The organism is Candidatus Gastranaerophilales bacterium (assembly GCA_028693235.1).
Taxonomy (GTDB): Bacteria; Cyanobacteriota; Vampirovibrionia; order Gastranaerophilales; family Gastranaerophilaceae; genus JAQUVW01.
This window is the reverse complement of record JAQUVW010000002.1, coordinates 123,239-141,054: the sequence shown is the minus strand read 5'-3', so window position 1 is coordinate 141,054 and position 17,816 is coordinate 123,239. Positions and strand designations below refer to the sequence as shown.

General features: G+C 30.8%; 21 protein-coding genes. 9 read left to right on the top strand and 12 right to left on the bottom strand.

Translation table 11 applies throughout. The features are described 5' to 3' along the window. Positions 1-3: 3 nt before the first annotated feature. The 4 genes from fliG (at position 4) to PHV37_03745 (ending at position 3,603) form a co-directional block, all read left to right on the top strand. Complete coding sequence (gene fliG / locus PHV37_03760; protein ID MDD3237191.1) at positions 4-1,032, top strand: flagellar motor switch protein FliG; 1,029 nt, start codon at positions 4-6, stop codon at positions 1,030-1,032. Next, a complete protein-coding gene (locus tag PHV37_03755; protein ID MDD3237190.1) occupies positions 1,025-1,849 on the top strand; it encodes a FliH/SctL family protein in 825 nt (274 codons plus the stop codon). The genes fliG and PHV37_03755 overlap by 8 nt, the downstream gene beginning before the upstream one ends. Next, positions 1,836-3,149, top strand: a complete 1,314-nt coding sequence (fliI, locus tag PHV37_03750; protein ID MDD3237189.1) for a flagellar protein export ATPase FliI — start codon at positions 1,836-1,838, stop codon at positions 3,147-3,149. Before PHV37_03755 ends, fliI begins: the two co-directional genes overlap by 14 nt. A gap of 67 nt (positions 3,150-3,216) precedes the next feature. Beyond that, positions 3,217-3,603 (top strand): peptidyl-prolyl cis-trans isomerase, encoded by a 387-nt coding sequence (locus PHV37_03745; GenBank protein MDD3237188.1) that lies wholly within the window; start codon positions 3,217-3,219, stop codon positions 3,601-3,603. 1 nt (position 3,604) lies between these two features. Here the strand turns inward: PHV37_03745 and PHV37_03740 are convergent, their stop codons facing one another. The 7 genes from PHV37_03740 to PHV37_03710 form a co-directional block, all read right to left on the bottom strand. After that, complete coding sequence (locus PHV37_03740) at positions 3,605-4,414, bottom strand: chemotaxis protein CheW (protein MDD3237187.1); 810 nt, start codon at positions 4,412-4,414, stop codon at positions 3,605-3,607. Positions 4,415-4,468: 54 nt separating this feature from the next. Then, entirely contained in the window at positions 4,469-6,265 is a 1,797-nt protein-coding gene (gene typA, locus PHV37_03735) for a translational GTPase TypA (protein MDD3237186.1), read from the bottom strand. Positions 6,266-6,402: 137 nt separating this feature from the next. Continuing rightward, positions 6,403-7,605, bottom strand: coding sequence for a phosphoglycerate kinase (locus tag PHV37_03730; GenBank protein MDD3237185.1), 1,203 nt, complete (start codon positions 7,603-7,605; stop codon positions 6,403-6,405). Between the two features lie 11 nt (positions 7,606-7,616). Continuing rightward, the gene (thrB, locus tag PHV37_03725; protein ID MDD3237184.1) at positions 7,617-8,543 is read right to left on the bottom strand and encodes a homoserine kinase; all 927 of its coding nucleotides are present in this window, start codon (positions 8,541-8,543) and stop codon (positions 7,617-7,619) included. 21 nt (positions 8,544-8,564) lie between these two features. Beyond that, complete coding sequence (gene dnaN, locus PHV37_03720) at positions 8,565-9,683, bottom strand: DNA polymerase III subunit beta (GenBank protein MDD3237183.1); 1,119 nt, start codon at positions 9,681-9,683, stop codon at positions 8,565-8,567. Positions 9,684-10,164: 481 nt separating this feature from the next. Further along, the gene (locus PHV37_03715) at positions 10,165-10,464 is read right to left on the bottom strand and encodes a hypothetical protein (protein MDD3237182.1); all 300 of its coding nucleotides are present in this window, start codon (positions 10,462-10,464) and stop codon (positions 10,165-10,167) included. Next, on the bottom strand, positions 10,461-11,126 hold the full coding sequence (locus PHV37_03710; GenBank protein MDD3237181.1) for a ComF family protein: 666 nt from the start codon (positions 11,124-11,126) through the stop codon (positions 10,461-10,463). The genes PHV37_03715 and PHV37_03710 overlap by 4 nt, the downstream gene beginning before the upstream one ends. Positions 11,127-11,181: 55 nt before the next feature. On the opposite strand from PHV37_03710, the gene rseP reads away from it, so the two are divergent. Next, complete coding sequence (gene rseP / locus PHV37_03705; GenBank protein MDD3237180.1) at positions 11,182-12,555, top strand: RIP metalloprotease RseP; 1,374 nt, start codon at positions 11,182-11,184, stop codon at positions 12,553-12,555. Positions 12,556-12,566: 11 nt separating this feature from the next. Here the strand turns inward: rseP and PHV37_03700 are convergent, their stop codons facing one another. The 4 genes from PHV37_03700 to PHV37_03685 all read right to left on the bottom strand — a co-directional run bounded on the left by PHV37_03700 (position 12,567) and on the right by PHV37_03685 (position 14,250). Further along, entirely contained in the window at positions 12,567-12,776 is a 210-nt protein-coding gene (locus PHV37_03700) for a hypothetical protein (protein ID MDD3237179.1), read from the bottom strand. 71 nt (positions 12,777-12,847) lie between these two features. Continuing rightward, on the bottom strand, positions 12,848-13,585 hold the full coding sequence (locus tag PHV37_03695; GenBank protein MDD3237178.1) for an SDR family NAD(P)-dependent oxidoreductase: 738 nt from the start codon (positions 13,583-13,585) through the stop codon (positions 12,848-12,850). A 15-nt stretch (positions 13,586-13,600) separates the two neighbouring features. Continuing rightward, complete coding sequence (locus PHV37_03690) at positions 13,601-13,930, bottom strand: hypothetical protein (protein ID MDD3237177.1); 330 nt, start codon at positions 13,928-13,930, stop codon at positions 13,601-13,603. After that, the gene (locus PHV37_03685) at positions 13,915-14,250 is read right to left on the bottom strand and encodes a histidine triad nucleotide-binding protein (protein MDD3237176.1); all 336 of its coding nucleotides are present in this window, start codon (positions 14,248-14,250) and stop codon (positions 13,915-13,917) included. Before PHV37_03685 ends, PHV37_03690 begins: the two co-directional genes overlap by 16 nt. A gap of 171 nt (positions 14,251-14,421) precedes the next feature. Here PHV37_03685 and PHV37_03680 point away from each other — a divergent pair, with 171 nt between their 5' ends. The 4 genes from PHV37_03680 to PHV37_03665 all read left to right on the top strand — a co-directional run bounded on the left by PHV37_03680 (position 14,422) and on the right by PHV37_03665 (position 17,076). Beyond that, positions 14,422-15,084, top strand: coding sequence for a hypothetical protein (locus PHV37_03680; GenBank protein MDD3237175.1), 663 nt, complete (start codon positions 14,422-14,424; stop codon positions 15,082-15,084). A 78-nt stretch (positions 15,085-15,162) separates the two neighbouring features. Further along, on the top strand, positions 15,163-16,500 hold the full coding sequence (gene mnmE / locus PHV37_03675; GenBank protein MDD3237174.1) for a tRNA uridine-5-carboxymethylaminomethyl(34) synthesis GTPase MnmE: 1,338 nt from the start codon (positions 15,163-15,165) through the stop codon (positions 16,498-16,500). A 1-nt stretch (position 16,501) separates the two neighbouring features. Further along, on the top strand, positions 16,502-16,828 hold the full coding sequence (locus tag PHV37_03670; GenBank protein MDD3237173.1) for a DUF721 domain-containing protein: 327 nt from the start codon (positions 16,502-16,504) through the stop codon (positions 16,826-16,828). Beyond that, positions 16,828-17,076, top strand: coding sequence for an RNA-binding S4 domain-containing protein (locus PHV37_03665; protein ID MDD3237172.1), 249 nt, complete (start codon positions 16,828-16,830; stop codon positions 17,074-17,076). Before PHV37_03670 ends, PHV37_03665 begins: the two co-directional genes overlap by 1 nt. Here the strand turns inward: PHV37_03665 and PHV37_03660 are convergent, their stop codons facing one another. Further along, positions 17,077-17,811, bottom strand: a complete 735-nt coding sequence (locus PHV37_03660; GenBank protein ID MDD3237171.1) for a glycosyltransferase family 2 protein — start codon at positions 17,809-17,811, stop codon at positions 17,077-17,079. Between the last annotated feature and the right edge of the window lie 5 nt (positions 17,812-17,816).

Below are 17,816 nucleotides of genomic sequence, written 5' to 3'. Positions count from 1 at the left end.
AAAATGGACAGTACAAATATTTCAATAGAATATATGACTTCAACCCAAAAGGTTGCCGCTCTTTTAATTGCTCTTGGGCCAACTACTGCTTCTGAAATTTTAAAAAATATCACTGATGATGAGCTTTTAGGGCAAATTACTTTGGATATTGCAAGCTTAAACAAAGTTTCTGTTGATGTTTTAAATGACGTCTTAAAAGAATTTTACTCACTTTTCCTGGCTAGCGATTACTTGCTTTCAGGTGGTATGAATTATGCAAAACAACTCCTAGAAAAAGCTTATGGAACAGAACATGCTCAAACAATTTTAGACAAATTGGTATCTTTGCTTGGTGCTAATCCTTTTCAATTTTTTAATGACGCTGACCCGTCTCAACTTGCAACTTCTTTTCAAAATGAAAATCCTCAATTGATTGCTTTGATTTTAGCTTATTTAAAACCTGAAAATTCTGCTCAAGTATTGAATTTCTTGCCGCCTCGTATTCAAGTTCAAGTTGCTATCAAAATAGCAGAAATGAACTCTACAAATCCTGAGGTTCTTGCTGATATCGAAAAAATTGTTGAGAGCAAATTCTCCTCTATTGTTGTTCAAGACTTCTCAAAAGCAGGCGGTATCCAAACTCTTGCAAATATCTTGAACAGAGCAGACCGAGCTACAGAAAAAAATGTTGTCGAGCTTTTGAAAGATTACAACGCCGATTTGGTAGAAGAAGTCAAATCTCTCATGTTTGTATTTGAAGATATTGTAAACCTTGATGACAGGTCTATTCAACGTGTATTGAGAGAAGTTGAAACAAAAGATATCGCTATGTCCCTCAAAGGTATGAAAGATGACGTTAAAGATAAAATCTTGAAAAATATGTCTGAACGTGCTCAACAAATGTTGGTTGACGACATGGAATATATGGGGCCTGTCAGAGCAAAAGATGTTCAACTTGCTCAATCCAAAATTGTAGGTATTATAAGAACTCTTGAAACAGCTGGCGAAATCGTTATATTCCGTGGCATGGAAGAGGATGAATTAATTGAGTAGAATTGATAGCGACAACGTAAATCTTGGCAATTCTTTCGTTTTAAAAATTGAAAAAGACCCCCAAAGTGTTTCTTCAAAAATACAACACGCTCTTGAAGAAAATAACATAAAGGCTCTTTCTATAATTGAAACGGCAAAACAAGAAGCAATTAATATTGTCAACGAAGCTAAAACTCAAGCTCAACAAGAAGCTTTAGCTCTTTCAGAAGAAATAAAACAAGCTGCTCAAAAAGAAGGCTATGATGCCGGTTTTTTAGCTGGCAAAGAAGAAGGTTTGAGTAATATTAAAGGTGAATTTAACAACAAAATTGAAATATTTAACTCTTTTGTTGAAAATTCTTTTGATATAAAAAAAAGAATAATAAAATCTATGCACCTTGATATGATTAATTTAATAGTCTTAATTACAGACAAAATTTGCCATAAAAAACTTGATTTGGACAAAAATATTTTATTAAATCTTACTGAATCTGCTATTAACGAGCTTAAAGAAAAAGAAGACATAACAATTATTGTAAATCCTCAAATCAGGAATGAAATAATGGCTGTTTTAGACTTAATAAAAAATCAAAACTCTCTTATCTCTAACATAAAAATAACCGAAGATTCTTCTATTTCTCCGGACGGCTCAATTGTTGAAAGTATAGACTCAAGAGTAGATTCAAGAATAAGCTCGCAAATAGACGAACTGACAGAAAAATTGCTATCAGAAATAAAAACTCAATCAGAGGAGCTTTTAGTAAAAGAAGCAGACGATTTTTTAACTAATAACACAATCGATACTGAACTCACGGACTCTAACAATGACAACTTTTGATAATTACAAAAAAACCATTATCGAAACAAAAACTCTCCGTAAAATAGGCAAAGTTCTTGAAATAATTGGTTTAATAATAGAAGCTGACGGCCCTGAAGCAAGTATTGGTGACCTTTGTCATATATACAATAAACAAGGTGACTCTCCTATTTTTGCCGAGGTTGTAGGTTTTAAAGAATCAAGAATTTTATTAATGCCTTTAGGTTCTATGGAAGGACTTCGCCCTGGTGCTACTGTTGTTTCAACTGGTGCTCCTATGAAAATTCAAGTAAGTGACCAGCTTATAGGTAGAGTTTTAGACGGTTTAGGAAAACCTATTGATACTTTAGGCGAAATAAATTCTCAAGAATTATATTCCACACAAGGAAAACTAATCAATCCTATGGCTCGCTCCTTAATAAGAAGCCCTTTATCTCTAGGTATTAAAGCTATTGATGGATTTTGCACTCTTGGAAAAGGTCAAAGAATGGGCGTTTTTGCAGGTTCTGGTGTAGGAAAAAGCACAACTCTTGCTATGATGGCAAAAAACACAAACGCTGACCTAAACGTTATAGCCCTTATAGGAGAACGTGGAAGAGAAGTTAGAGAATTTATTGACGCAATACTAGGACCCGAGGGAATGAAACGAACCGTTGTGGTTGTAGCAACTTCTGAACAGCCTTCTTTGGTTAAAATTAAAGCAGCTTTTGTGGCTATATCTATTGCTGAATATTTTAGAGATAAAGGTAAAGACGTTTTGTTTATGCTTGACAGTGTAACCAGAATTGCAATGGCACAAAGAGAAGTCGGCCTTGCCGTAGGAGAACCCCCTGCAACAAGAGGCTACACTCCTTCTGTATTTGCTTTAATGCCAAAATTTTTAGAAAGAGCAGGCAGCAATGAAAATGGTACCATCACTGGTTTATATACTGTTTTAGTAGAAGGTGACGACTTCAATGAACCAATTTCTGACACAGCAAGAAGTATTCTCGACGGGCACATTATGCTTTCAAGAGATTTGGCTCACAAAAATCACTATCCTGCTATTGATGTTCTGCAAAGTATTTCTCGTGTTATGAATGATGTTGTAGAAAAAGAACACAAATCAGCTGCTGCTAAAATAAGAAACCTTTTGGCTGTTTACAAAAAAAATGAAGACCTTATAAATATTGGGGCTTATGTTAAAGGCTCTGACCCATTGATTGATAGGTCTATCAACTTTATGGACGAAATTAATAATTTCTTAATACAATCCACTGACGAAAAAATAGACTTTGAAACATCTACAAAATTACTTGTAGATATTGCCTCTAAAATATAGCCTTTTTAACTATGCTTTTTCCTGCTTTTAGATTATAATCATCTGATAAAAGATGAGGATTATTTTTATGAAAAATGTTTTTAAATTGTTTTTACTATTATTTTTAGGTGCTTTTTGCTTCTTATCTTCTTTAAATAATTCCGATTATTCAAAAGCAATCGCTTTTCAAACCAATTGTTCACAAGTAAAAGCAAGTCATATTTTAGTTGATTCAAAAGAACAAGCAGAAATCATAAAACAAAAATTAGATGAAGGTGCTAATTTTCAATTATTAGCTAAAGAATACTCTAAATGCCCATCAGGTACATCCGGTGGCGATTTAGGTTATTTTAGCCGTGGTCAAATGGTCAAAGAATTTGAAAATGCAGCTTTTAATATGAATATAGGTGAAGTTTCAAAACCTGTTAAAACACAATATGGCTGGCATATAATAAAAGTTTATAACAAAATTTAGTTTATTTTTTATATCCGTATTGCTCAAAAAATATTTTTTGATTGATTATAAAAACGACTTCTTCATTCTTTCTTTTACCGACCGCCGTAATAAAATTAGAATTTACACTTGAATTAGTAACCGTTTCTTCTGAAATATCTTTTATATCTTCAATAGACATAACTTCATCAACGGGAAAGCTTAAAATTGTATCCCCGTTTGTAAAAGCTATGACAATTTCTTTTTTACTTTCCTTAAAAGATTGTTTTATTATATCAAAATACTCAATCATCTGTTTTAAATCAGTATCTTTCACAGCTTTTATCAAGTCTATTGCTTTTTGTTTTTCGCCTGTTTTTAATAATTCATCAACTTTATGAGCAATTTGATGAATTGCTTTATGAGGTCTATCAAATTTTTTAAAGGTAGAAATAAATAAAATATTATATGATTCTGGATTATAAGAATCATACCATTTGCCAAAGGCACATTCGTGTGGGTCTGTCACTAATTCGTCATTCGAATCGTTTAAAACTTTTTCTTCCAGTCTTTTTAACCAGACAACATGGTCTTGAAGCCTTGCATCCATTAACTCTTCAAATTCTTTTATTTCATCTTGTGTTGATTTTATATTAAGAACTTTTTTAATATCAATTAATTGAATAATTTTATTTTGATATTTTATTAATCCTCTGACTTTTTTATCATAATTTTGTAAAACCGTAACATCAGGAATTTGAAAAAGCGAACTTACTTCTTTCCCTGGAATTGCATATTTATTATTATAAAGCCTGAAAACAAGCCACTCTTTTGTTTCTAAATAACTAACCATTATGATATTATAGCATATTGATTAAGTATTTAAAGTCCCAAAAATGGTTAATTTTTACTTGTTATATCTTCTTAATGTTAAATCAGCTTTTCTCATTCTAACACTATCTGGTGTGACTTCAACAAGTTCGTCATCTGTGATATATTCCAAGCAATCTTCTAAAACCATTTGGCGAGAAGCTTGTAACGTAACCATAACGTCTGCTGTAGCACTACGAGTATTGGTCAATTTTTTTGTTTTACATACATTGATTTCAACATCTTGAGGTCTATTGCATTCACCAACAATCATTCCTCTATATACTTTTGTTTTCGGTGTTATAAAGAAAACGCCTCTATCTTCAAACTGATTTAATGCATAAGGAATTGCTGCACCTGTTTCAAAAGAAATCAAAGAACCGCTTCTTTGTTTTGGAATATCTCCTGCAAATGGTTTATATGAGTCAAAAGTATGATTCATAATACCTTCACCACGAGTTAATCTGATAAATTCACTTCTAAAACCTATCAATCCTCTTGCAGGTATTGAAAAATTCATATTTGTTCTATTGCCTACAACTTGCATATCAAGCATTTCACCTTTTCTGCCTGCTAAACGTTCTATGCAAGTGCCTGCATTTTCCTCTGGAACATCAATCAACAAATTTTCATAAGGTTCGTATTGTTTTCCGTCTATATTTTTATAAATAACTTCCGGTTTTGAAACTTCAAACTCAAAACCTTCTCTACGCATGGTTTCAATCAAAATACTTAAATGAAGTTCTCCACGTCCTGAAACTCTGAAAACATCTGTAGTATCTGTATCTTCAACTCTTAAACTTACGTTTTTTTCAAGTTCATCATACAATCTTTTTCTTATTTGTCTACTTGTAACAAATTTCCCTTCTTGTCCTGCAAATGGGCTTGCGTTTACGGAAAAATTCATTTGTAATGTTGGTTCATCAACGTGGATTAAAGGTAAAGCTTCAGGTTCATTCAAACAGGAAATTGTTTCACCTATTTGAATTTCAGAAAATCCTGCTATTCCAACGATATCACCTGCATAAGCTTCTTCTATTTCCGTTCTTCCTAAATCGTGGAAACCATATAATTTCATTATTTTTCCACGTTCAATACTTCCATCAACTTTTATAAGACTTACTTGTTCTTGAGAGTGAATTACACCGTTTACAACTCTACCAATTGCTATTCTTCCTACATAATCGTTATAATCAAGTGTAGTAGCTTGGAATTGAAGTTTCTTTTCAGCGTCACCTTCAGGTGGATTTATATTTTCAACAATACAATCCAACAAAGGTATAATATTATCAGAATCGTCTTCTAATTCTTTTTTAGCAAAGCCATCTAAGCTACTTGCATATATAAACGGAAAATCTAGCAAATATTCATCTTCTGTTAATTCTGTAAACAAATCAAAAACATCGTCCAGTGCTTTCGCCGGGTCTGCTGCTGGTTTATCAATTTTATTAATAACAACAATAATTCTAATTCCAAGCTCTAACGCTTTTGACAATACAAATCTTGTTTGAGGCATTGGTCCTTCTGCTGCATCAACAATAAGCAACGCTCCATCAACCATACCTAATACACGTTCAACTTCACCACCAAAATCTGCGTGCCCCGGGGTGTCCACAACATTTATTTTATATCCGTTGTAATTTATTGATATATTTTTAGAAAGAATGGTTATTCCTCTTTCTCTTTCAATATCATTACTGTCTAAAACTCTTTCTTGAACTTGTTGATTTTCTCTAAAAACTCCTGCTTGCTTAAGCATACAATCAACAAGTGTAGTTTTACCATGGTCAACGTGAGCAATAATTGCTATATTTCTTATTTTTTGGTTTTTCATTATTAATGTTTCCTAGTTATATAAAATTGTAAAATATTTACTTCCAAAAATATTTTATTACAAAATAAAGTTCAAAAAAAGGGGTTATTAACATGACTTAATAACCCACTTTTTTAAATTACATATTTTTTTATTTTTTAAGCTTCATCTAAAGCAGCAACTCCTGGTAATACTTTCCCTTCGATAAATTCAAGAGAAGCACCGCCACCAGTTGAAACATGGGTAAAATCTTCAGCTTTTGCAAACTTTTTAGCTGCAGAAACCGAATCTCCACCGCCGATAACAGAAACTGCACCGTTTTTTGTAGCTTCTACAATTGCTTCTAATACAGCTTTTGTACCTTCGGCAAATTTAGGATTTTCAAACGCACCAACCGGTCCATTCATCAATATTGTTTTTGAAGATTTTAATACATCAGCAAATGATTTTCTTGAATCAAGACCAGCATCAACTCCTTCAAACCCATCAGGTATTTCATTTATTTTAACAAATTTGTTTGTTCCATTACCTGAAAAATCATCAGCAACCAAAACATCTGTAGCCATTACAAGTTTTACACCTTTTTCTTTAGCCTTCTTTTCGATTGCTTTAGCTACTTCAATTTGGTCATCTTCACAAATTGAATTACCGATTTTTCCGCCGTTTGCCTTAACAAATGTATAAGCCATTCCACCGCCGATAATCATATTGTCTACTTTATCAAGTAAATTTTCTAAAACACCGATTTTTGATGAAACTTTTGCACCGCCAACTACTGCAGTAAAAGGTCTTACAGGATTATCAAGTGCTTGAGATAAACATCTTAATTCTTTTTCCATCAACAATCCTGATACAGCAGGTTTCAAAACTTTTGCTAATTTTGCTGTTGAAGTATGATTTCTATGAGCTGCACCAAAGGCATCATTTACATAAAAATCTCCAAGTTTTGCAAGTTCATTTGCAAATGTCATATCGTCATCTTTTGCTTCTTCTGCTTTATAAAAACGGATATTTTCAAACAATGCAACTTCTCCGTCTTTTAAATCTACTAATTCTTTTTCGGCACCTTCACCAATAGAAGTTGATACAAATTTAACATCTTCTCCTAAAACTTTAGCTAAATATTTAGCAACCGGAGCCAATGAAAATTCAGGTTTTACTTCACCTTTTGGTCTGCCTAAGTGAGCCATAAGGATAATTTTTGCACCTTTATCTTTTAGCATTTTTACTGTTGGTAAAATAGCTTGAATTCTTGTATCATCTGTCACGTTGTGATTTTCGTCCAATGGAACATTTACATCTACTCTAACTAATGCTCTTTTTCCTTTGATGTCATTCAAATCTTTAATTGACTTTTTCATAAAGTTCTCCTTTATATTATTACTGCACCATTTTCTTCTATATCTAATGTTTTTATAACACATTTTACATTCAGATCAAACCAAGTTTGAGATACGATTTCTTTTATTTTATCCAAAGAACCGCCCTTTGATATTACTATCATTGCAGGACCTGCACCACTCAACACGCTACCTAATACATTATCTTCGTGTTTCAATTTATCTGTAATTTCTTTTAACCCTGGAACCAATTTAACTCTGTATTGTTGGTGAAGTTTATCGTGTAAAGCAGCAGACATTAGTTCAGAATCTTCTGTATATAAAGCATTAACAAGCATTGCACAACGTCTTGCATTAAATGCCGCGTCTTTTATTTCAACTTTTTCAGGCAAAACAGAACGAGAAATTTCAGTCGCCAATTCGTAATCAGGGATACAAACTGTTATTTTCCAATCTTTTGGCCATGGCAATTTTCTATACAAAACACTTCCATCTTCTTCTTGTGAAGACAAAACAAATCCGCCCAAAATAGCAGGTGCTATATTATCAGGATGTCCCTCAACTTCTGTAGCTATAGAAAGAAGTGCTGCTTCATCTGCAGGTCTTCCTAAAAGTTCATTTGCTGCTATTAATCCGCCTACAATAACAGAAGCACTACTACCTAATCCTTTTGCAATCGGAATGTGTGTTTTTATTGAAATTTTGAGTTCACTTGCTGTTTGACCTATAGAATTATACAAAAGGTCAACTGCTTTATAAACTATGTTATTTTCATCTGTCGGAATAGAAAGAGTATCAAATTCTTGTTCTTCGTCGATAATATTTATCTCGACGCCTGTTCCCGGTAAAACAGTTTCTTCAATTGTCACTTCATTATATATAGGAAGAGCCATTCCCATACAATCAAATCCCGGTCCTATATTAGCCGTTGTAGCCGGCACTCTAACTGTAACTTTCATCTCTATTCTTACTTTCTAAATTTATCTAATTTGAATCGGCATTATCAAGCACAAATAATCTTCTTCACTATCTGGTTTAAATATAGTTGCAGAAAGACTTCCACCTAATCCTATTTGAGTATTTTTACTTTCCATTATTTTAACTGAATCCAATACATATTTATAATTAAATGCGATTGCAAGTTCTTCACCTTCATACTCTACATCAATCATATCTTCTGATGTACCTGAATCTGGAGTTTCCGCTTTCAATAACAATTTTCCTTCTTCAAATACAAATTTTACAATGCTGGTTCTATCATTAACCATACAAGAGACTCTCTCTAATGCACTTATCAAATCATCTCTTTTAACTATGGCTGTTTTTTCTGTTTTTGCAGGAATTAATTGTTTATAAGGAGGATATTCGCCCTCTAACAATCTTGATATAATCAAAAAGCTCTTTGTTTGAATAATAACTTTTGCAGAATCTACGTGCAATGCAACTTTTTCTTCTGCTACAAAAGAGCTGACTCTTAAAAATTCTTGCAATGTTTTTGACGGAATAACAATTTTTGCTGTTTTTTCGTCTTTATTTTTAATATTTTCAATAATTCTTGTTAATCTATTACCATCTGTTGCTGCCATTTCTAGCTTTTCATCTGCAATGTTACAAAAAACACCACTTATTATATTTCTGTTTTCATAATTTGCTGCAGCATAAACTGTATGTTTTATTGATTTAACAAAAGGTTCCATATCAATTTCGATAGATTCTTTTTTGGAAAGTTCTTCTTCTGTGCTTAAAACAGGAAATTCCTCTGCGGAAATACCTATTATATCAAATTTTGAATGTCCGCATGTTATTGTTACTACATTTGTATCTTTATTCAATGAAAAATCAACCGGTTTGTCAGGTAGTTTAGAAACAATTTCAAAAGTTTTTTTAGCTGGAAGTGTAATTTTTCCTTCCTCTTTTACAGAAGCCATTGTATTAGTAATTATAGAAATATCAAGGTCTGTAGCACTTAACTTGAGGGTACCTTCCGTTGCTTCAAACAATATGTTTGCTAAAACAGGTTGAATACCACGTGGTATTGTTATTTTTTCAACAATTTTCAATTTATTTAGCAACGAATCTCTATCAATTGTAAAAAGCATATTTTTCCCTCTATAATCTTCTCTTTAAACAAATATTAAAGCTTTATTAAAAAATTATAACCGAAACATGGTATTATATAAACTTTTTAAAAAAAATTAACCATAAATCAGAATTTTCAAAAAGGTAACTTTTGAAGGTTATATTTTTATCTTTAAAAAGTAGTTCTCTTAAATAAATAAAATAAAATAATAATAAGTAATAAAGAATCAAAAAGCTGTAGAAAAAACCATGTCTTTCAATTAAATCAACCGTATAGCTTTTTTTAAAACTTGTAGAAAACATTTTATTATTTGGTTTTTTTGTACAAGCTTATTATTTTTTGCAAAAGGGGTGTTTATAAGTATCTGAAAAAATATAAAAATTTAAACAGAAAAAAATAATTTATAAACAGTTATACACAGGTTTTGAACAAGTCGTTAAAATAAAATAATTTATTATAATACAAAAAAAAGGCATGGAAACATGCTCATAGTGCATGTTTTAACAATTTTTAAAATCATCAGGTTTTTTTGTATGTAACCATCGAGCAAGTTTTTGTTGTTCAAAACTCAATGCAAAATTGTATAAAGTGTCTATTAGTTTTCTTCCGCTGTCACTTTTTCCTATTAGCAATGTGTCGTTATATTTATTTTTTGCTATATATATTTCTGCATGGATAACTTGTTCTACTTTTGATTGAGGAGGCGTTTCTAGTATATCTTTTATCCATTTGTTTAAAAGATATACCGATGAGTCTTCTATATTATTTTGTAAATATTCTGCAAATTCTTTTAATATCATTGTATGTAAAAATTATTATGCTCGGGAATTGCTGTTGCAAAAGCCGTTACATCCTTTATGCTATTTTTGTTTAATAATTTAATTATTTCATAAAAAGTTGAGCCTGTCGTTGTTATGTCATCTATTAATAAGATGGGAGATTTGGGTTTATGTTCTTTATTTATAGAAAAAGCATTTTTCAGGTTATTTTCTCTTTCTTCTTTATTTAATTTGTATTGTGGTTTTGTGTCTTTTTCTCGGATAACAAAATCAGGGCAGAAATAATATCCGGTTAGTTTGCAAAATTCTTCCCCTACTAAATCCATGTGGTTGTATTTTCTTTTTTTTATTCTGTTTTTATGTAAAGGAACAGGAACAACTGTATAAATTTCATTTTTGCATTGTATTTTTTTCCAATATTCAAACATCAATTTAGCTTGATATTTTGCAAGCTCTTTTTGATTGTGATATTTGACTCCTCTTATTAATTTTTTAATAATATCTTTGTAATATACTGCACCATATATAGCACAACTATCAATATTATTAAGCTTTTTATATTCTAAAAATTTAATTTTATCATAGCATTTTGAACAAAAAATCGTATTTTCGAGAGATTGAGAACAAAAATAGCACTTTTGTTTATAAAGGTAATCAAGTAGTTTTTTTATCAAATTTATCATAGAATGATTATAGTAAAAAGATAAGTACAAATAAATAAGGATTGAAGAGGCATATATGAACCTGATTATAATGATATTACTAATAAGTTTGTTGATATTAGTTCATGAAGCAGGTCATTTTTTCGTTGCAAAACTGTTTAAAATGAAAGTTGATAAATTTGGTTTCGGGCTTCCTTTCGGTCCAACTTTGTATAGTAAAAAATTCGGAGATACAGAATTTTTAATCCACGCTTTTTTGTTAGGCGGATATGTTTCTTTTCCAGATGATGATGAAAATTCAGAACTTCCTAAAGATTCTCCGGAAAGATTTATGAATAAACCTATAAGGCAACGTCTTGCTGTTGTTTTAGCCGGCGTTATTTCTAATTTTTTGTTTGCTGTTTTAATAGTATATTTAGCAGGAATGATTTGGGGTTATTTGCCATCTAACAGTTACCAAACATCTGTTGCAAAAATTTTGCAAACGGCAACTCCTTCTACAGTCGTTTCCGGGCTTCAATCAGAAGATATAATTTATTCTATTAATGGCTCTAAAGACAATTTGCCTATCGTTATGAATAAATATTTGAATGCGTCTAAATCTTATGATGGTACTACTGACCTTAGGCTTGTTAATAAAAAAGAAACAGAACTGCTTAAGATTAACGACATAAGCAGAGGTGAATATATTAGAAAAGGAACTACTATAAAATTACCTCAATTTGATGCTGAACAACCTGTTCATTTTACCTATGATGAGCTTTTAGGTTTTGAAAAAGTTAAAAAATCAGAAAACGAAATAAATTTGGACGAAAAACAACTTAAAATAAGAAATGATATAAAAAATAAAAAATATTATACCGTTGAAGATGAAAATATTTCTGTAAAAGATATAGCAACAGCTATGAGTGATACCTATAAACCATTGCAAATAATAGTTTTGAGAAATGGTCAACAAATTAAATTAAACGATATTTATCCCGATGAAAACGGTATGATTGGTATTGAGAAAAAAATCAAAGAAAATATGAATAAAACCAGAAATCCAATAAAAGTTATGAAAAATACATCTGATTATATTTATTACAACACATCTATGATGATATACGGATTGAGTAAAATGATTATGGGAAAAGTGCCTGTTCAAGAAATGCACGGAATTGTTGCTATAACAAAAATTGGCTCTGATGTTATTCAGTATCAAGGTTTGTTTAAAGGACTGTTGTTGACTGCTATAATCAGTTTAAATCTTGCAATTATTAATCTTTTGCCTATACCGGCTTTAGATGGCGGGCATGTGTTTTTCTTGTTGGTAGAAAAAATGAGAGGAAAACCGTTAAATGAAAAGGCAATGGAAGTTGTAGGGAATTTATTCTTCTATTTGCTTGTTATTTTAATGATTTTGATTATATTTAATGACGTTTTTGCTCTTGTTACAAAACAAATTTAGTATTTGAAAAATTATTCTTCTGTTTTTTGAAAGGCTTTTTTCCACCAAGATTCTTTCATTGATGTTTTTTTTATATTAGAAAGGCATTTCGATAAAATTTTTATTATACATTTATCTGATAGATTAAAATGGATTTTTAATTCATTCAGATATTTGTATATATATTTTTCAGCCTTTTTAGAATTATCAGACGGATTGTTTAAAAGAAGATTATTATTCATCTAAAACGGTAGCCCCTATAGTAAGACTATAAATTTATCAGTCAATAAAAACATTGACGAAAAGTGTTATTTTATCCGATAGATAATCCTGCACATAGGTTAATTGATTGCCCTGTCAAACCTTTAGCATTATCAGAAATAAGATATTTACACAAGTTTCCGACTTCGTCAGGGTGTACAAATCTTCTTTGGGGAATCATTTCTATTATTTCTTCTTTGGAAAAAGTATCTTCAAGATTATCATTATTTACAAGTTCTGTATCAACCCAGCCGGGGTTAATAGTGTTTACGGTTATATTATCTTGAGCAAGTTCAAGAGCAAGAGCTTTTGTAAAACCTGAAAAAGCAGATTTTGTCATTGAGTATAGTGACGCATTTCCCTCACCTACAGCACCGGATATTGAACCTATATTTATAATTCTTCCCCATTTTTTTTCTTTCATTTTAGGAATAACGGCTCTTGTTAAAAGATAAGGAGCTATCGAATTAAGTTTAAACAATCTTTCAATTTCTGCTTCAGTCGTTTTTTCGATAGGATTATATACATACTCACCGGCATTATTTATGAGAATATCTATTGACCCGTATGTGTTTTCTATTATTTGGATTAGCTCTTGGGGTGCATTTTCTTTTGTTAAATCAAATGCAAAAAAAGCACTGAACTTGTGTTCATTTATTACTTTAAACAAGCGGTCTTTGTCACGCCCTGTGATAATAACATTATTATTTTTTGTATTTAAAACTTTTGCTATAGCAAGTCCAATCCCCTTGGAGGAGCCTGTTATAAGTATATTTTTATTTTTGTTCATAATAGATATCCGTTATCAAGTGAAAAAAGGATTCTTTAAAAGTATCAAGAAGAATTCTTTTTTTTGTTCATCAAGATTTTTTAACAATTCTATACAGGTATGCAGATTGTAGTCTTTATCGTACCATCTGTTATATTGACGAGGAGAAGTTTTATCAAGCATAGAAATAGTGTAATCAGCATCAATTAAACCTGATTCCATTATAATTTGTATAAAGTCCTGAGCGACCATATTTACTGTATCTTTGGGAAGAGCTTCCAGAATATTCATAAATTCTTTTAATACAGGGTCTTTGTCATACCATCTTAGATATTGCATTTCTCTTATTTCTAGCCCGGAGGCCATTTTAAATCTCTATCGGCAAGAACGTGTGCATGGAGATGAAAAACCGTTTGACCTGCTTTTTCACCAGTGTTAATAACCGTTCTATATTCATTAATTCCAAGTTTTTTAACGGTTTCTTTTACTCCATTTAAAACTTCTGACAATATTTTGTCGTCATTAGTTTCATTAAGAGAAGCAAAATGTTTTTTCGGAATGACTAAAAAATGAGTAGGTGCTTGAGGATTCAAATCATTAAAAGCAACAACGTTTTCATTTTCATAAATAAAATCACAAGGAATTTCTTTATTTGCTATTTTACAAAAAATACAATCTTTAGACATTTGGAAACCTTTTTGTGTATGTTTTTATAATATAACATTTATTCAAGGTCTGCAATATTTAATTAATATATTTTCTAAGTTTACAAAAATAGTATTCAAATGTTACAATAGTTAGGTCAAATGCAAACTTCTTGTTTTTCTTTTTTTCCTTGTCAAAAGAAAGGAAAAATAATGGGAAAAACCTCAAAAACATCACAAATGTTGCCTTCAGCAACTCAAAGTGTTACATCTGTCAATGGAGTCCCTGTTGTAAACTCTTACATTGATGGTGGAACTATTTACACAAATTACAATGAAACTCCGGAGCAAAAAGCCTTGAACTCTTATGCTCAAAATTCTTTGTTGGAAAATTTGCCCAAGGTAAACACATTTTTGCCAGAAACTATTCAAAATTTGAATTCACAAATTGATGCTTATACTAAAAAAGGTGCAAAAAGCATTGATGATATCTATTCTCCAATGATTAAAAATTTGCAAAATGATTCAGCTTCAAGATTTGGAAATTTAGACAATTCTATTTTCTTAGAGAATTTGAATTCTCTTGAGTCTAAAAGAGCGGATTCTATGGCAACTCTTGCTGAAAATATTCAGTCAAAAAGAAATGAACTTGTTAATGATGAACTTCAAAATCAATATAATTATTTAAGTTTTTTAACTGATTATTTGAATAATTATCAACAAAATCTTTATAACATGGGAAAAAATAATCAATCAGGTTTATCTACAAACAATAGTTATCAAACGCAATTATACAATGCTTTAAACAAAAGCAATACAACACCGACATTAAGTGCCGCAGATATTGCTCAATTGATAACCTTGTTAGCGGCATAATAAACCTTACAACTCAAGCGGGCGAGCAAAAATCGTCCGCTTCTTGTTAAATATAAGATTTAATTATATTATTGTATTATGGCTATAAAATATGAAATGGATACAATTAGTGCGATTGCCACCCCTTTAGGAGTGGGCGGAGTTGGTATTATAAGGGTTTCCGGAACAAAAGCTTTTGATATAATTCAAAAAATCTTTTCCAATAAAAAAATTAAAACAGGAAAAATCGCACATGGTTGGATTATAGATGGTGGCGATTTTGTTGACGAAGTGGTAGTTTTGCCATTTCAAAAACCCAACAGCTATACAGGTGAAGATGTTATAGAAATTCAATGCCATGGCGGTATTAATGTTGTAAGGAAAATTCTCGATTTAACAATAAAAAACGGAGCAAGACTTGCCGAACGAGGAGAATATACTAAAAGAGCTTTTCTTAATAAAAAACTCGATTTGTCACAAGCAGAAGCTGTATTGGATTTAATACATGCGAAAACAACTACTTTTGCAATGAAAAGTGCTAAAAATTTATCAGGAAAATTATCTCAAGAAGTTAATAAAATAAAAGATATTCTTTTTAATTTATATTCTTTAATTATTGCGGCGGTTGATTTTCCCGAAGATGTTAAAGAGCCTGATTACAATGTTTTAGAAGAAAAAATAAAATCAGCAATTGACTCAATTGATTATATTTTGAAATTTTCAAAAAGTTCTAATATTCTAAGACAAGGCATAAAAATTGCAGTTGTTGGTCGTCCTAATGTCGGGAAATCTTCTTTATTTAATACCCTTTTAAATTTAGATAGAGCAATAGTCACTGAGATTGCCGGGACAACACGTGATATAATCCAAGAAACGATTGATTTAGATGGTATTTCCGCTACAATCATTGATACTGCAGGAATTAGAGATGCGGAAAATATCGACAAAGTTGAATCTATCGGAATAGATTATACAAAAAAATGTATAGCTGAAGCTGACATTGTGCTTTTCCTTTTTGATATTGTGAAAGGAATAACAACTGAAGATGAAGAAATTTTCAATTTAATTCAAGATAAGCCATTTATAAAAATTGCTTCAAAATTTGATTTGCATAAAAAATCTACAGATAATGTTCTTTCTGTTTCTGTAAAAACAGGCGAAAATATTGAAAATTTGAAAAAAGAAATTAAAAAAATAGTTATAGAAAATAATGATTTAGAAGGTGAATTTATCACCAATCAGCGACAACAAGAATGTTTAGAACGTTCAAAAGAAGCCCTTATACAAGCTTTGAAGGCTACTCAATTAATGGAAATTCAGGATTTAATTTCTATTGATATAAAAACAGCCTTAATGCATGTGAGTGAGGTCTCGGGCGAAGTTATTACAGACGAAGTTTTGGATAATATTTTTGAAAACTTCTGTATAGGAAAATAAAATGAAAAAAATCTTATATAGTGATTTTGAATCGATAAAAGATATTATTGGAGCCCTAGGCATTAGCTATAATGCACCAAAGGAAACCAATAAGGATATTTTTTTTAATTCTTGGGCAGATTTGGTCGGTGAAAAGATTTCTAAACTTTCAAGACCTATTGAATTAAACGATAAAAATGTTTTGACAGTTTTATGTGCTAATTCTTTTATTGCAAATGAACTTTTTTTATCAAAAAAAAATTTGATGGAAATTATTTCTCAAAAGGCAGAAGAACTGGATTTAAAAGTTGAAGATATTAGATTTGATTATAAAAATTGGAAAAAATAATGAGATTAGATAAATATTTAAAAGTATCAAGACTTATAAAACGAAGAACGGTTGCTAACGATGTATCTGACCAAGGGCGAATATATGTCAATGATAATGTCGCAAAGCCCTCAAAACAACTAAAAGAGGGTGATGTTATAAAAATTGTTCAAGCAAATAAAAATATATTGGTTAAGGTAGTTAAAATACCTATAGGCAATGTGTCAATTCAAGAATCATCATCTTTATACCAAGAAATTTGTGAATAATTATTTTTCGATTATCTCTGAGATTTCATATATTTTAGGTTGTTTTGTGTTAAAAAATAACAACTCTTTATAAATTATAAAAATATCTCTCAAAACTTTAAATGTTCTGTTTAGTCCGTATTTGCTATATCCTGTATAGCGTTTGTGGTGGGAAACTTCAATTTCTGTAATTTTTGCTTTGTTTATTTTTGCTAAAACAGGAATAAACCTGTGAAAATCGTTTTTTAAATATAAAGATTTTGCACATTGAGCGTTATATATTCTTAAAGTGCAACCAAGGTCGTGAATTTTTAAAGCGAACAATTTCCTTATTAAAAAATTGGCACAAAGAGAAACTTTTTTGCGTAGGGAATCATCATGCCTGTTTTTTCGCCATCCGCAGACTAAGTCATAACCTTCATTATATTTGTTTAACAATCGGATAAAATCCTCGGGGTCATTTTGAAGGTCAGCGTCAAGAGTAAAAATAAATTTGCCTTTAGCGTAATCGAAGCCTGCCTTGAGGGCAGAAGTTTGACCAAAATTTTTGGTAAAATTTATAATTTTTAAATTTGGGTCATGGAGAAATAAATATTGTAATTTTTCTAAAGAGGAATCGGTTGAAGCGTCGTTTATGTATATAATTTCATAATTTGATGTGATTTTTTCAATATTTTTTTTAATTTTAGAGTGTAGTTTTATGATGTTATTTTCCTCGTTAAAAACGGGAATAATTATTGAAAAATCGATTGTCACAGAGT